Raw genomic sequence first — 14,541 nt, forward strand, 5'->3', positions numbered from 1 at the left:
GTCAGCTCTGCGGCACAGCCATCCCCGAATCCATCTCAGGTCGAGAGGAAGCCATGACAAGCCAGAAACAGAAGGCCGCTGCGCCGGTCGGAGCGTCCGGCGGGCCCGTCCCCGACAGCCGGCGCTGGCTGGTGCTGGTCGTCGTCTCGGTCGGGCAGCTGATGATCGCGCTCGACACCACCGTGGCCAGCGTGATGGGCCCGGAGCTGCAGCGCGACCTCGGGTTGTCCCCGATCGGGCTGCAGTGGGTCTTCAACAACTACATCATCTTGTTCGGCGGTCTGCTGCTGCTCGGTGGCCGACTCAACGACGTGATCGGCCGGCGCCGGATGTTCCTCGGCAGCCTCGCCCTGTTCACCGCAGGGTCGCTGCTCGCCGCGATGGCGCAGACCGACGACCAGATCCTGATCGCCCGGGCCATCCAGGGTCTGGCCGCCGCCGGTCTCTCCCCGGCCTGCCTGAGCCTCCTGGTCGTCTCCTTCCGGGACCCGGCCGAGCGGGCCAAGGCGTTCGGCGTCTGGGGCGCGGTCATCGGCGTCGGCGCCGGGCTGGGCACCCTGCTCGGCGGTGCCATCGTCGACGTCAACTGGCGGCTGGCGTTCTACATCAACATCCCGATCGCGGTGGTGCTCACCATCGGCGCGCTGTGGCTGATCCGCGGTGGCGCGCCGACCGGGCCACGCCCCAAGGCCGACATCCTCGGTGGACTCACCGGCACCCTGGGCCTGGGTACGTTGGTCTTCGGCATCGTCAGCGTCACCGACCACGGTTGGACCGACGTCCGTACCCTGGCGGCGTTCCTGGTCGCGGCCGTGATGTTGCCGGCGTTCATCGCCATCGAGCACCGGGCGGAGGCGCCGCTGCTGCCGCTGCGGCTGTTCAAACTGCGCGGTGTGGTCGCCGGCAGCCTGGGTGAGTTCTTCACCGCGGGTCTGATGATCCCGTGCTTCATGCTGCTGCCGATCTACATGCAGACGATCCTCGGCTACTCGCCGCTGGAGACCGGGCTCGCGTACCTGCCGACGACCCTCGCGATGATGATCGTGGCCGGTCCGCTGTCCAAGGCGATCCCGAAGATCGGCGCGCAGATCCCGTACGTCGTCGGCACCGTGCTGCTGGCCGTCATGCTGGTCCTGCTGATGCGCACCCCGACCAGCGGGTCCTACTGGACGATCATGCTGCCGATCACCACGCTGCTCGGCGTCGGCCTGGTCCTCTGCCTGATCCCGACCCCGACGGTCGGGACCTCGATGGCCACCGAGGACGACGCCGGCACCACGTCGGCCGTGCTGAACGTCGCCACCCAGGTGGGCGGGGCGCTGGCCCTGGCCATCTCCGCGTCCGTGCTGCAGGGCCGGCTCACCGACCTCGCCGAGCAGGGCCAGGTCGGGCCGGAGGCGCTGAACGAGGCACTGCACCTCGGCATCGCCACTCTGTTCGTCTGGGTCGGGCTGAGCCTGCTGACCGGTCTGATCGGCTTCCGCGGTCTGCCGGCCGCACCGCCGCCGGCCGCCGGCACCTCCCCCGACGGGTCTGCCACCGACGGTGCCGACGCACCGGCCGATGCCGGCGGCAGCGACGCCAAGCCGGTCGCGGCACCCGCCGCGTCCTGAAACCGTCGGACGGGGCCGGGCACCACGTCGGTGCCCGGCCCGGTCCGACGTACCGGCTCAGGGTCCGTCCGGCATACCGGCTCAGGGTCCGTCCGGCATATCGGCTCAGGGTCCGTCCGGCATACCGGCTCAAGGTCCGGTCGAGTGGCAACCGGTTTGCTGTCGGTGGACCGATTTTGCCGAAGGAGGCACCGTGCGTTGGGACAACATCTATCTGGCCGGCACCGGGCTGTACCTGCCGGAGCAGCAGTACACCGCAGAGCAGGCGGTCGCCGACGGCGCCTATGACGCCTCCGCCGCGGAGACCAACGGCATCCGGGCGGTACGGGTGGCCAACGACGACGAGGCCGGTGTGGTGATGGCCGCCGCAGCCGGACGGCAGGCCATGTCCCGCTCCGGTCACGACCCGCAGGACATCGACCTGGTGTTGCACGGGTACGTGTCACACCAGGGCCGGGAGATGTGGAGCCCGGCCCACTACGTCCAGCAGGAGACGGTCGGCGGCGGCCCCTCGGTCACCATCGAGATGCGACAGGGCTGCAACGGTCTGCTCGCGGCGCTGGAGCTCGGCGCGTCCTACCTGGCCGCCCGGCCGGACACCACCGCCGCACTGCTGACCGCCGGGGACGCTTTCCGGCTGCCGTACATCGACCGCTGGAAGAGCGACGACCAGACCATCTTCGGCGACGCGGGCAGCGCCCTGGTGCTGTCCAAGCGGCAGGGCTTCGCCCGGCTGCTGGCGACGGCGAGCACCACCGAGCCGAGCCTGGAGCCGCTGTACCGGGGTGGTGGGCCGTGGACCTGGGCGCCGTTCGACACCGGCAAGCCGGTCGACCTGACCGCGCGCAAGGACGAGTGGCTGATGCGCTACGAGGACGCCTACGACGACGCCCTCGAGTTGGTCAACCAGAAGCTGACCAGTGTGCTCGACCAGGCAGTGACCGAGGCGGGGACCAGCGTCACCGAAGCCGACTGGTTCGTGCACGCCAATCTGATCCAGCCGATCGTCGAGTGGGGCTTCCACAAGTCACTCGGCCTCGACCCGGCCCGGACGACCTATGAGTGGGGGCGCGACCTCGGACACATGGGCAACAGCGACCAGATCGGCGGGATCAACCACCTGGTCGAGACCAACCAGCCGAAGTCCGGCGACAAGCTGATCACCGTCGGCGCTGGCATCGGATTCATGTGGACGGTTGCGGTGCTGGAGTTCGTCTGATCCGCGCCCGGTCCGGTCCCGGTCCGCGGGTACCGGGCCGGCCGGGGCGTCCGGCCCGGCGTCGGGATGCCGGCCGGATCAGAGAATCCAGCCGGCATCCCGGGCGATCCGCACCGCGTCGACCCGGGTACGGGCATCGAGTTTGGTGGCGATAGAGGTCAGGTGGTTACGGACGGTTCCTGCCGAGAGATAGAGCATCGCGGCGATCTCCTTCGCCGAGTGCCCGTTCGCCGTCAGCTTGAGGATCTCGATCTCCCGGGGCGAGAGCGGGCTCGTGGACCGCTCGTTCAACGCGGCAAGGGCGATCTGCGAGTCGACCACCCGTCGCCCGGCGGCAACCTCGCGCACCGCTTCGGCGAGACTGGCGGGTGGGGCGTGCTTGAGCATCAGACCGGTCACCCCCGCTTCCAGGCTGCGCCGCAGCATCCCCGGCCGGTCGATACCGGTGAGGATCAGCGTTCGGCAGCTGGGAAGCTGGTCGTGTACCAGCATCGCCGCCGAGAGGCCGTCGATCCCGGGCAGGTTGACGTCGATGATCGCCACGTCCGGACGGTGGGTCAGCGCGGCCGGCAGGATCGCGTCGCCCCGCTCGACCTGAGCGACAACCTGGATGTCCGGTTGCAGTTCGAGCAGGGCGACCAGCGCCCCACGGACCATGTGGACGTCCTCAGCCAGTAGGACCCGCAACGGGCACGTCTGCATGACTCGTTTCCCGCCTCCTGCACGACCGCTGCGTCACGGTCGACGACGCACCGTACTAATGCCGCGATCAGCCACGCGGGCGGGGCCACCATTTCCGGCACGCCGATTTCAGGCTCCACCGAAAAGGGCTGAAGACCTCACCCGCGCTTCCCTCCCAAAACCGACATCAGGTCCGCGTTCCGACATTGGGTCCGCGTTATTGACCCCATCCGCCGACTCAGCGACCGACCACAGGGTACCCCCTGCCTTCAACTATTGCCGGCAACGGAAGCGGGTTAGGCCGGAATATACCGAATTTACCCGGACCCATGTGTCGCTCGGGGTGCGGCTCTGCCGGCTACGCCGCGCCGACCAGGTCACGCCCCGACAGCGGAACGCCTCCACTGAGGATCACCTGCTGCAGCTCGTGCAGCCGACGCGCCGGCTCGACACCCAGCTCGGCGACGAGCAGCGTACGGATCCGGCGGAACTCCCCGAGCGCCGTACCGACGTCACCGGACAGATAGAGCGCCGTCATGTAGTGAGCGGCGAAGCTCTCGTTGAGCGGATGCTGGGCGGTGAGGGCACGCAGCTCCCCCAGTACCTCCAGGTGCCGGCCCAGCTGCAGGTCGGCCTCGATCCGCCGGTCCAGTGCGGCGAGCCGCAGGTCGCCGAGGGACAGCGCGTGCATGGCCAGCTGCGGTCCGAACTGGATGTCCGACAGCATCGGCGCCCGCCACAGCGCGAGGGCGTCGCCGAGCCGGCTGCTCGCGGCGTGGTAGTCACGCCGCTCGAAGGCCGCACTGCCGGCCCGGCCCAACCGTTGAAACTCCTGCACGTCGGTGAGGCCGCCGGACATCCGCAGCGAATAGCCACCACGTTCGGTCACCAGAACGTCACGAGAATCGCCCGACGGGTCGCCGGCCATCGCCCGGCTGATCTGCCGCCGGAGCTGGTGGATGTAGGTATGCAGGGTGGTCGTGGCGCTGTGTGGCGGGTTGTTCTCCCAGAGTTCCTCGAAGATCGCGGATTTGGTGACCAGCCGGTCGCCGTTCAGGGCCAACAATGCCAGAATCTGGCACGGCTTGGCCGCAGACGGCACGATCGACGTCTGGTCAATTGTCGCCTGCAATGGTCCGAGCAGGTTGATTCGCATGACTCGTTCCCCGATTCGCCATCAGACTTGGCAACTCATTGAAAACAGTCTGCGACGGATCGGGGCACGGATCCAGTGACACCATCACCTGCCGACCGTGAAGAACTCATGCCGTTGCTCGGCCGCGCCCCGCACGGCCGTCACCTCGGTACGGATCTCCCGGGCGAGGTGCGGGTACGCCGTGCCGTGGAAGTAGAAGTGTCCACCCGGGAAGAAGCACTGACGCAGCTGGTGAGCGGTCTCCACCTGCCAGGCCGGCAGGCAGTCCAGCGGTGCCCAGGAGTCGGTCAGCCCGCTGAACACGGTCAGCGGGCAGGGCAGCGGCGAGCGGTCCGGCTCGGGCCGGTACGAGTCGACCGCCTGCAGATCGGCACGCGCGACCCGGAGAAACTGCTCCCGCATCTCCGGCAGCTCGAGCAGCCGGTGTGGCGTGCCACCGAGGCCCAGCAGGACCTCCAGCAGCTCGGCGTCGGCCAGGTCGCCGAGCCGACCGAGACCGGGCACCGGCGGGGTGGGCGTCGTCGGGGCCGCCCGCCCGGACACCCCCACCCACAGCGGTGCCGCGCCGACCGTCGACAGCCGGCGCCCGACCTCGACCGCGACGACCGCACCCATGCTGTGCCCGAACAGCACGTACGGCCGATCGGCGTGCGGTGACACCGCTCGGGTCGCCTCGTCGACGACGGCGGTCATCGCCCGCAGCGGCGGTTCGGCGTACCGTCGGCCCCGCCCCGGCAGGTCCAGCAGCAGCACCTCCCAGTCCGGCGGCAGTTCCCTGGCCAACGGGTGGTAGCCAGCGGCGGATCCACCGGCGTGGTGGAAGGCGATGAAACGCAGGGTGGCGTCACCGGCCGGACGGGGCCGGACGAACCGGCTCATCCCCGCACCGCCGCGCTGGCGACGTCCCGGGCCAGGCCGGCGAGCAACGCCGACAGCGGCTCGTCCACGGCGAGCTCGGCGCTGGCCCCGTCGAGCTGGTAGCACTCCTGCACCCGGCTGAGGAACAGCATCGCGGTGAACGAGTCGCCACCCAGCTCGGCGAAGGTCAGCCGCAGGTCCAATTCGCCGTTCGCCTTCAGCACCTCGGCCAGCTCCGTACGTAGGAAGCTCTCCACCGCGGCCTGATCGGCCGCATCCGGGGCCGGCCCGACGGCGTCCGCAGCCGGCCCGACGGCGTTCTGGGACGGCGGCCGGACTCCGTCCGGCAGCGCGGCGGCACCGGAGTCGCGTGTGGCTGGCGACGGTGCCACCGGCTCCGGCACCCAGCAGCGGCGTCGCTGGAACGGATAGGTCGGCAGGTCCCCGACGAACCGGGCGTCCGGCGCCCGCAGCCGGTCCATCCGCAGTTCGGCGCCGGCCCGGAACAACGCCGCCAACGCATCGAGGAACACGGCGGTCGCCCGGTCCGGATCGGCCGGCACCAGCGCCACCCGCTGGTCGCCGAGATCAAGCAGCGCAGGGTGGACATGTTCGGCGCCGGGGCCGGCAGAGTCCGCGTTCGGTTGCCGTACGACCGTCGGTACGCCGAGCAGGTCCAGCGCCCCGGTCAGCCAACCTGCCGGGTCGAGCTCCGGTGCCCGGCCCTCGTCGGTCAGCAGCGGCAGCTCCGAGGCGATCGCCGCGACCCCCTTGACCAACGCGTCCGCGGCCGCGGGGTGCAGCACCAGGGCCGCGCCGGACAGCGGACCGGCCGGCTCCGGCACGGCGTCGACAGCGAGACTGACCTTGCGGGCGAGGTCGCGCGCCGACGTCCCGGTGACCGCCAGCCGGTACGCCAACGGCGCCCGCCCGGCGCGCAACGTGTGGCACACCGAGGACAGCTCGGCCGGGTCGCTACGGAAGAGGTAGGTGCCGACCGAGGCGGCGAGCGTCTGCAGCGCCTGCGGGCTGCGGGCGGACAGCACCAGCAGCTCCGGACGCCCCGGCTGGGCCGTCGGGTCCGACGGCCGGGCCGGGGCCGGGTCCGCCGCCTGGACGATCACGTGCGCGTTGGTACCGCTCAGCCCGAACGCGCTGATCCCGGCGATCCGCCCGGCGCCGGACCAGTCGGCCGCCCGGCGCGGTATCTCGATCCGACCGTCCGCCCACGGGACGAGCGGGTTCAGCGGCCCGTCGGCCTCCGGCACGTCGGCGACGATCCGCTCGTGACGCAGCATCAGCACCAGTTTGATCAGCCCGGCCAGGCCGGCGGCCGCCTCCAGGTGACCCAGTCGGGCCTTGACGCTGCTCACCAGCAGCCGGGGCCGGGCGTCGGACCGCCGCCGGCCGTACACCGCGTCGAGCGCGGCGACCTCGATCGGGTCGCCCAACGCGGTGCCGGTGCCGTGCGCCTCGACGTAGCTCACCTCGGCCGGATCGGCCCCGGCGTCACGCAGGGCGGCCCGAATCACCTCCTGCTGCGCCGGACCGTTCGGCACGGTCAAGCCGGACGAGGCGCCGTCGTGGTTGACCGCGCTGCCACGCACCACCGCCAGCACCGGCCGGCCCTCAGCGACCGCGTCGGCCAACCGCATCAGCACCACCGTGGCGACACCCTCGCCGCGGCCGTAGCCGTCGGCGGCGGCGGTGAACGGCTTGGACCTGCCGTCCGGGGCGAGCGCCCGACTCTGGCACAGCGACACCATCAGCCTCGGCGAGAAGATCAGATTCGCCCCGCCGACCAGCGCGTACCGGCACTCCCCCGACCGCAGGCTGCGGGCTGCGGAGTGCAGCGCCACCAGCGACGACGAGCAGGCGGTGTCGAGGGTGACCGCCGGGCCGCGCAGTCCGAGCGCGTAGCTGATCCGGCCGGCGGCGAAGCAGTGCCCGCCGCCGGTGCCGAAGTACGGGTCGAGCCGGTCCGGGTCGGCGTCGGTGAACCGTTCGCCGTACTCGGCGGCCATCAGGCCGACGAAGACGCCGGCGTCCAGCCGGTCGGCCCGGCGGACCGCGACGCCGGCCCGTTCCAGCGCCTCCCACGAGGTCTCCAGCAACAGCCGCTGCTGCGGATCCAGCGACTCGGCCTCCCGTTGCGAGATACCGAAGAAGTCCGGGTCGAAGCTGGCCACGTCGGCCAGGAAGCCGGCCCGTTCCACGTAGGAACGGCCGGGCCGACCCACTTCCGGGTGGTGCACCGAGCGTAGGCCCGGCCGGTCGGTCGGGATCTCCTGCGGCCCGGACGCCGGGCCGGTGAGCGACTCCCAGTACTGCTCGGGGGTGGTTACGCCGCCGGGGAAGCGCAGCGCCGTCCCGACGACGGCCAGGGGTGCCGCGCGCTCGGCTTCCAGCTCGCGGATCCTCGCCCGCAGCCGGTGCGACAGTCGCAGTTGCTCTTCGACAAGCGTACGCAGGTCTGTTGTCTCCACGTCGATCCTCGATGTCCGTTGGCCGGGGATGGTGATCGAAGCTGGCCGAACGTAACCGGCGGCGCTTGAGTGGACCTTGGGACCGCCGGCCGCACCGCCGGCCTGCGAGAGCGTCAAGGTTCACTCAAGCATCCCCGGCAAGACTCGTTGCCGTTCACGCCTGAACCGCAATGCGTACGCGGTCCGAGGTGACCGGTCGGCACGAATGGCGCGACCAGAGGGGGCGACGTGACCCAACGCACCGAGCAAGGGGTTCAACGCAGCGTGCAAGGGATTCTCGGATGTATCGGGGATACGCCGCTGGTCGAGCTGAACGGCCTGCTGCGAGACATTCCGGCGCGGGTGTTCGCGAAACTGGAGTTGGCGAATCCGGGCGGCAGCATCAAGGACCGCACCGCATTGAACATGCTGCTCCACAAGATCCACGCGGCGGAACTGGTGCCGAACCGTTCGGTGGTCATCGAATCCAGCTCCGGCAACCTGGCGATCGGCATCGCCCAGGTCTGCCGCTACTTCGGACTGCGCTTCATCTGCGTGGTCGACGCCAAGACGACCGCGCAGAACATCGCCATCCTCCGGGCGTTCCAGGCCGAAATCGAGATCATCGACCGGCCCGACCCGGTCACCGGAGAGTACCTGCCGGAACGCATCCGCCGGGTCCGCGAGCTGCTGGCCGAGCATCCGGAAGGTTACTGGCCCAATCAGTACGCCAACCCGCTCAACCCGGCCGCGCACCACCGAACGATGCGGGAGATCATCGCCGCTCTGCCGGCCCCGCCGGACTTCATCTTCTGTGCCACCAGCACCTGCGGCACGCTGACCGGGGTGCTCGACTACGTCCGGGAGCAGGCGCTGGCCACCCGGGTGGTCGCCGTCGACGCGGTCGGCAGCGCGATCTTCGGTGACGAGAGCCGGCACCGGCTGATCCCGGGCCACGGCGCGTCGGCGCGACCGCCGCTGCTGGCCACCACCGGGACGTACCCGGTGGTGCACGTCTCCGACCTCGACTGCGTCGTCGGCTGCCGGCGGCTGATGGCCCGGGAGGCGATTCTCGCCGGCGGATCCTCCGGCGGGGTCATCTCGGCGTTGGAACGGTTCCGCGACCACATTCCGGCCGGCGCGACCTGCGTTCTCGTCTTTCCCGACCGCGGCGAGCGCTACCTCAACACCATCTATTCCGACCAGTGGGTTCAACAGAACTTCGGCGACGTGTCACACCTGTGGAAAGAGTCCGGGATCGCCGCCGCCGGCCGGCACTGATCAGCGAAGGGGAAACCATGTTGGTAACCGCACTGCCGGGGCAGAGCCTCCCCGCAGTCATCGAACCGGACAACGGCCTGTCGATTCTCGACGTCATCAAGGAGAACCGGGCGGAGATCCGTTCGCTCATCACCCGTACCGGGGCGGCGATGTTCCGTGGCTTCGAGGTGGGTGGCGTCGACGGACTGCACGACGTGGTCCGAGCGCTGTCCGGCGCTCCGCTGGACTACACCGAGCGGACGTCGCCGCGCAGCAGCCTCTCCGGCAACGTCTTCACTTCGACCGACTACCCGCCGACCGAGGAGATCTTCCTGCACAACGAGTGCTCCTACCAGGCGCAGTGGCCGATGAAGGTGTTCTTCTACTGCCTGCAGCCGGCCGAGACCCAGGGTGCTACCCCGTTCGCCGACGTCCGTGAGGTCTACCGGCACATCGACCCGTCGGTGGCCGAGGAGTTCATCCGGCGCAAGTGGATGTACGTGCGCACGTTCAGTGAAATGGGCGGCAGTTGGCAGTACTTCTACGACACCGAGGACCGGTCGCAGGTCGAGCGGTACTGCCGCAGCCAGGGCATCGACGTCGAATGGATCGGCACCGACGGGCTGCGTACCCGGGCGGTCCGCGAGCCCGTGCACCCGCACCCGGTGACCGGCGAACCGGTCTGGTTCAACCACGCCACGTTCTTCCACATCAGCACCCTGCCGCAGGTCTACCAGGAGGAGATGCTGGAGATGTACGGCGAAGAGAACCTGCCGACGAACAGCTACTACGGCGACGGCGCGCGGATCCCCGACGACGTGATGAAGCACCTGCAGGAGGCGTACCGCGCGGCGCTGACCCGGTTCGACTGGCGGGCCGACGACCTCGTGGTGATCGACAACATGCTCACCGCGCACGGTCGGGAGCCGTTCACCGGCGGCCGCCGGATCGCCATCGCGATGGCGGAGGCCTCCGACGCGCCGGTCGAGCCGTAACCGCCGTGGCACCCCCCACGACGGACGTCCCGACCGAGTTCGGCGTCCGGCCGGCCACCGTCGACGAACTCGACGCGCTGGTCGGGATCGAGCAGGGGCCGGAGACGACCCGGTACCTCGGCATCACCGGCCTGGCCTATCACGAGCGGGCCCACGCCGATCCGGACCAGGAACAGATCGTCGCCGAGGCCGGCACCTCGGTGGTGGGTTTCGTCGTGCTGGCCGGGCTGCGCCGGCCGGACCGCGTCGTCGAACTGCGCCGCATCGTGGTGTCGCACCGGCACCGGGGCGCGGGGTACGGGCGCCGGCTGTTCCGCGCCGCGGTGGACCGGGCCTACCGGGTCCACGGCGCCCGCCAGGTCTGGCTGGACGTCAAGCCGGACAACACCAGGGGCCGCACGCTGTACGCGTCCGAGGGCTTCATGCCGGACGGGACGATCCCCGACCCGATGTGCCCCGACGGGGTGCTGCTGCTGATGCGGCACACCCCGCAACCGCCGACCACACCGAGACAGGAGTAACGATGCGAGAGAAGCTCGCGGTTATCGATCCGCAGGCGGCGCCGCTGGCCGGTGCGGCCGCCCCGCAGACCGCGTTCACCGCCGGCCAGGCCGGTGACGCGGGATGCCCCCGCTGTGTCGCGGAGCTGACCGTCGCCGGCGAGGAGTTCGACCGGGCGTTCGCCGAGCGGGACTACGACAAGTTCATCTCGTTCTTCATCAACGAGAACGCCACCGGGCTCGGCGCCGACGGGACCGTCGGGATGAACCGGGATGCGTGGGGGCGCATTCTGCGCGAGTACTTCGACGAGCCGACCTGGACGCTGCACGTCACGCCGATCAAGTCGGTGGTGCAGAACTGCATCAGCGGCCAGATCCTCGAGGTGGTCCGCTTCGACTCGGCCGAGACCACGATCACCTTCGTGCACGTCACCTGCTGGCTGCGTGACCACGACCGGTGGCGGGTGGTGCTGCAGACCGAGGCCGGTCCGCTGCAGGACACCGAGGCGCTGCTGGCGCAGGTCGCCGCGCAGCAGGAGGCGGCCACCCGATGACCCAGACAGTTGAAGCGCCCGCCGCGGCACCCGCCGACCGGCGCGGCCGGCCGGAGTGGCACGGGTCGGCGATCGCCGCGTTCCAGGAGGTGGTCGCCGCCCACCCGGACCGGGACGCGGTGATCGCGACCGACGGCCGGCTCAGCTACGCGCAGCTCGACGACCGCAGCGACCGACTCGCCGGCATCCTGGCCGGTCGGGGCGCCGGCCCGGAACGCGCCGTCGGGGTGCTGCTGCCCCGGTCGGTCGACCTGCTGGTGGCGATCCTCGGCATCCTGAAGGCCGGTGCCGTCTACGTTCCGTTCGACCCGGAGCAGCCGGCGCAGCGGCTGGCCCGCATCGCCCGGGACGCGGACCTGGTCACCACGATCACCCACGCCGACCTGATCGGGTCGGTGCCGGACACCGGCGTCGGCGACCCGGTGGTCCTCGACCGGATCGACTGGGAAGCGCATCCGCGTACCGCGCCGGTGCCGCTGCATCCGGACAACCTGGCGTACGTCATCTTCACCTCGGGGTCGACCGGCCGGCCCAAGGGAGTGGAGATCTCCCACCGGGCGCTGGTCAGCTTCCTCAACGGCATGGAGCAGGGCGGCTTCTTCGGCCCGCCCGGCGCCCGGTTGGCCTGGAACGCCTCGGTGGCCTTCGACGCGTCGGTGCAGGAGTGGGTCCGGGTGCTGCGGGGCGACACGGTCGGGGTGCTCACCGACGACATGCGCCGCGACGCGGAGGAGTTCGCGGAGTTCATGGTCGAGCACCGGCTCAGCGAGGCCGACATGACGCCGTCGCACGCCCAGATGCTGATCGAGGAGCTGGCCACGGTGGCCGCCAAGGACCGGTTCCTCCGGCTGTTCATCGCCGGTGAGGCGGTGCCGCCGCCGCTGTGGGCCACCCTGGAGCAGTTGATCTCCGACGGGGTGCTGACGGCGATGAACCTGTACGGCCCGACCGAGGCCGCGGTGAACGTGGCCGGCACCCCGATCGTGCCGGGCGAGCCGCCGCACATCGGCCGCCCGCTGGCCGGGGTGCAGGCCCGCATCGTCGACGCGACGCTGTCACCGGTGCCCGACGGCACCCCCGGTGAGCTGTGCGTCGCCGGCCCGTACCTGGCCCGTGGCTACTCGGGACGGCCGGGGCTGACCGCGGCGAAGTTCGTCCCGGATCCGCTCGCCGACGACGGTGCCCGGATGTACCGCACCGGTGACCGGGTGGTCCGCCAGCCGGACGGCACGCTGCGCTACATCGGTCGCACCGACGACCAGATCAAGATCCGGGGACACCGGGTGGAGCTGGGTGAGATCGAGGCGGTGATCGCCGACCATCCGGGGGTCGCCCGCGCGGTGGTGCTGTACCACCCGGAGGTGGACAGCGGCCAACTGTCCGCCGTGGTCCGGCTGCGCCCGGGTGCCGACCTGGCCGCGGTACGCGAACACGCCGCCAGCCAGCTGCCGTCCTGGATGCGCCCGGGCAACTACACGGTGGTCGACACGATCCCGTTGACCGTCGGCGGCAAGGCCGACCGGGGCGCACTGATCAACCGCCTGACGTCCGGTCCGGACGGACCAGGACCCGACAACGACGAGGAGCCTCCGATGCCAGTTGACGCCGCCGAGACGGTACGCACCGTCTGGTGCGAGATTCTGAAGATCGACACGATCAGCGACACCGACGACTTCTTCGACATCGGCGGTCACTCGCTGAGCGCGATGCAGGTCGCCAGCCGGCTGCGGGCCGAACTGGGTGGCGTCAAGGTGCCCACCCAACTGCTGTTCCGCAACCCGACCTTCGCCGGTTTCACCGAGGCGGTCAACGAACGGCTCAACCAGGTGGCCCCGGCATGAGTGGCGAACCCGTCGAGCGGTGGGCCGTGCTGGTCAACGACGAGGAGCAGTACGGGCTCTTCCCTGCCGCCCGACCGGCACCCGGCGGGTGGCGACCGGCCGGATTCGAGGGCACCGAGGACGAGTGCACGGCACACGTCGACGAAACCTGGACCGACCTGCGCCCGGCCGGTCTGCGCCGGGCGATGGCGGCGCGCTCGACCGACTGACCGGACCCGACGACCGGCCGGGTGCCCGACCCGGCCGGTCGTACGCCGACGACCGCCGCCCCGACGAGGCGGTCCCGAACGACGGAGCACACCACCCCATGGCAGAGATTCCGCCCTTCGCCGTCATCTCCGGCGCCCAGGTGCACGACACGATCAGTGGACGTGAGCCGGAGGTCACCGAGCTGATCGAGTCCGCGTACCGGCTGCACGGAGCCGGGGAAACCACCAACCCGGACTCGTACTTCCTGCGGTTCCCGGACCGCCCGAACAGCCGGATCATCGCGCTGCCCGCTTCGGTACGGGGCAAGGTCGAGGTACACGGCATGAAGTGGATCTCCAGCTTCCCGGACAACGTCGCCGGCGGGATCCCCCGGGCCTCGGCCGTGCTGGTTCTCAACGACTACGAGACCGGGTATCCGATCGCCTGCCTGGAGTCGTCGATCATCAGCGCGACCCGGACCGCCGCGTCCGCCGCGTCCGCCGCGCTGCGGCTGTCCGCCGCCCGCGGCGGGGTGCCGCGCCGGGTCGGCTTCGTCGGCACCGGCCTGATCGCCCGCTACATCCACACCTACCTGGTCGGCAACGGGTGCGAGTTCGACAGCGTCGGGCTGTACGACCTGTCCGCCGAGCACGCCGGCGGGTTCCGCGACCATCTGGTCCGCGGCGGGCACGACGACGTCCAGCTGTACGGCAACGCCGAGGAGCTGGTCCGGTCGTACCCGCTGATCGTCTTCGCCACCGTCGCCGGCCGGCCCCACCTGTCCGACCCGCAGCTGCTCGCCCACCATCCGCTGGTGCTGCACGTCTCGCTGCGTGACCTGTCCCCGGAGCTGATCCTCGCCTCGACGAACGTGGTCGACGACGTCGAGCACTGTATGAAGGCGGACACCTCGGTGCACCTGACCGAGCAGCGGGTGGGGCACCGGCGGTTCGTCGCCGGCACCTTGGACGACGTGCTGACCGGGCGGATCGACGTACCCGCCGACCAGCCGGTGATCTTCTCCCCGTTCGGGCTCGGAGTGCTGGACCTGGTGCTCGCCAAGCACGTCTACGACAGCATCGCGGCGGCCGGCGGACTGCACAGCGTGCCCGGCTTCTTCCACGACGTCAGCCGGTACGGCTGACCCGGCCCCGGCGCCGTAGCCGGCAGGTCGCAACCTGACCCGCCGGCAACCCGATCCCCGTACCCG

At 70.7% G+C, this 14,541-nt stretch carries 13 protein-coding genes; 9 read left to right on the plus strand and 4 right to left on the minus strand.

The window, feature by feature from the left end; all coding sequences use genetic code 11:
- Positions 1-53 precede the first annotated feature (53 nt).
- Together ACN27J_RS13190 and ACN27J_RS13195 are read left to right on the plus strand one after the other, a co-directional pair.
- Positions 54-1,613 carry an MFS transporter gene (locus ACN27J_RS13190; RefSeq protein ID WP_421366410.1) on the plus strand — a complete coding sequence of 520 codons (1,560 nt, stop codon included), beginning with the start codon at positions 54-56 and terminating at the stop codon, positions 1,611-1,613.
- Positions 1,614-1,806: 193 nt separating this feature from the next.
- A complete protein-coding gene (locus ACN27J_RS13195; protein WP_421366412.1) occupies positions 1,807-2,832 on the plus strand; it encodes a ketoacyl-ACP synthase III family protein in 1,026 nt (341 codons plus the stop codon).
- Between the two features lie 78 nt (positions 2,833-2,910).
- Here the strand turns inward: ACN27J_RS13195 and ACN27J_RS13200 are convergent, their stop codons facing one another.
- The 4 genes from ACN27J_RS13200 to ACN27J_RS13215 all read right to left on the minus strand — a co-directional run bounded on the left by ACN27J_RS13200 (position 2,911) and on the right by ACN27J_RS13215 (position 8,013).
- Entirely contained in the window at positions 2,911-3,534 is a 624-nt protein-coding gene (locus ACN27J_RS13200) for a response regulator (RefSeq protein ID WP_123603269.1), read from the minus strand.
- Between the two features lie 337 nt (positions 3,535-3,871).
- A complete protein-coding gene (locus ACN27J_RS13205) occupies positions 3,872-4,669 on the minus strand; it encodes an AfsR/SARP family transcriptional regulator (RefSeq protein WP_278171018.1) in 798 nt (265 codons plus the stop codon).
- A gap of 84 nt (positions 4,670-4,753) precedes the next feature.
- Positions 4,754-5,548, minus strand: coding sequence for a thioesterase II family protein (locus ACN27J_RS13210; protein WP_421366415.1), 795 nt, complete (start codon positions 5,546-5,548; stop codon positions 4,754-4,756).
- Complete coding sequence (locus ACN27J_RS13215) at positions 5,545-8,013, minus strand: beta-ketoacyl synthase N-terminal-like domain-containing protein (RefSeq protein ID WP_421366416.1); 2,469 nt, start codon at positions 8,011-8,013, stop codon at positions 5,545-5,547. Before ACN27J_RS13215 ends, ACN27J_RS13210 begins: the two co-directional genes overlap by 4 nt.
- 273 nt (positions 8,014-8,286) lie before the next feature.
- Between ACN27J_RS13215 and sbnA the strand changes: the two genes are divergently transcribed.
- The 7 genes from sbnA (at position 8,287) to sbnB (ending at position 14,475) form a co-directional block, all read left to right on the plus strand.
- The gene (gene sbnA, locus ACN27J_RS13220; RefSeq protein ID WP_421372221.1) at positions 8,287-9,273 is read left to right on the plus strand and encodes a 2,3-diaminopropionate biosynthesis protein SbnA; all 987 of its coding nucleotides are present in this window, start codon (positions 8,287-8,289) and stop codon (positions 9,271-9,273) included.
- Between the two features lie 17 nt (positions 9,274-9,290).
- Positions 9,291-10,247: a TauD/TfdA family dioxygenase gene (locus tag ACN27J_RS13225; RefSeq protein ID WP_278171022.1), complete on the plus strand. Its 957-nt coding sequence runs from the start codon at positions 9,291-9,293 to the stop codon at positions 10,245-10,247.
- A 5-nt stretch (positions 10,248-10,252) separates the two neighbouring features.
- Positions 10,253-10,768: a GNAT family N-acetyltransferase gene (locus ACN27J_RS13230; protein WP_421366418.1), complete on the plus strand. Its 516-nt coding sequence runs from the start codon at positions 10,253-10,255 to the stop codon at positions 10,766-10,768.
- A gap of 2 nt (positions 10,769-10,770) precedes the next feature.
- The gene (locus ACN27J_RS13235) at positions 10,771-11,301 is read left to right on the plus strand and encodes a hypothetical protein (protein WP_421366420.1); all 531 of its coding nucleotides are present in this window, start codon (positions 10,771-10,773) and stop codon (positions 11,299-11,301) included.
- On the plus strand, positions 11,298-13,142 hold the full coding sequence (locus tag ACN27J_RS13240) for a non-ribosomal peptide synthetase (protein WP_421366422.1): 1,845 nt from the start codon (positions 11,298-11,300) through the stop codon (positions 13,140-13,142). Before ACN27J_RS13235 ends, ACN27J_RS13240 begins: the two co-directional genes overlap by 4 nt.
- Positions 13,139-13,351: an MbtH family protein gene (locus ACN27J_RS13245; RefSeq protein WP_416568969.1), complete on the plus strand. Its 213-nt coding sequence runs from the start codon at positions 13,139-13,141 to the stop codon at positions 13,349-13,351. Before ACN27J_RS13240 ends, ACN27J_RS13245 begins: the two co-directional genes overlap by 4 nt.
- A 98-nt stretch (positions 13,352-13,449) precedes the next feature.
- Entirely contained in the window at positions 13,450-14,475 is a 1,026-nt protein-coding gene (gene sbnB / locus ACN27J_RS13250) for a 2,3-diaminopropionate biosynthesis protein SbnB (protein ID WP_421366424.1), read from the plus strand.
- Positions 14,476-14,541: the final 66 nt, after the last annotated feature.

Source organism: Solwaraspora sp. WMMB762, from assembly GCF_049179115.1.
Taxonomy (GTDB): Bacteria; Actinomycetota; Actinomycetes; order Mycobacteriales; family Micromonosporaceae; genus Micromonospora_E.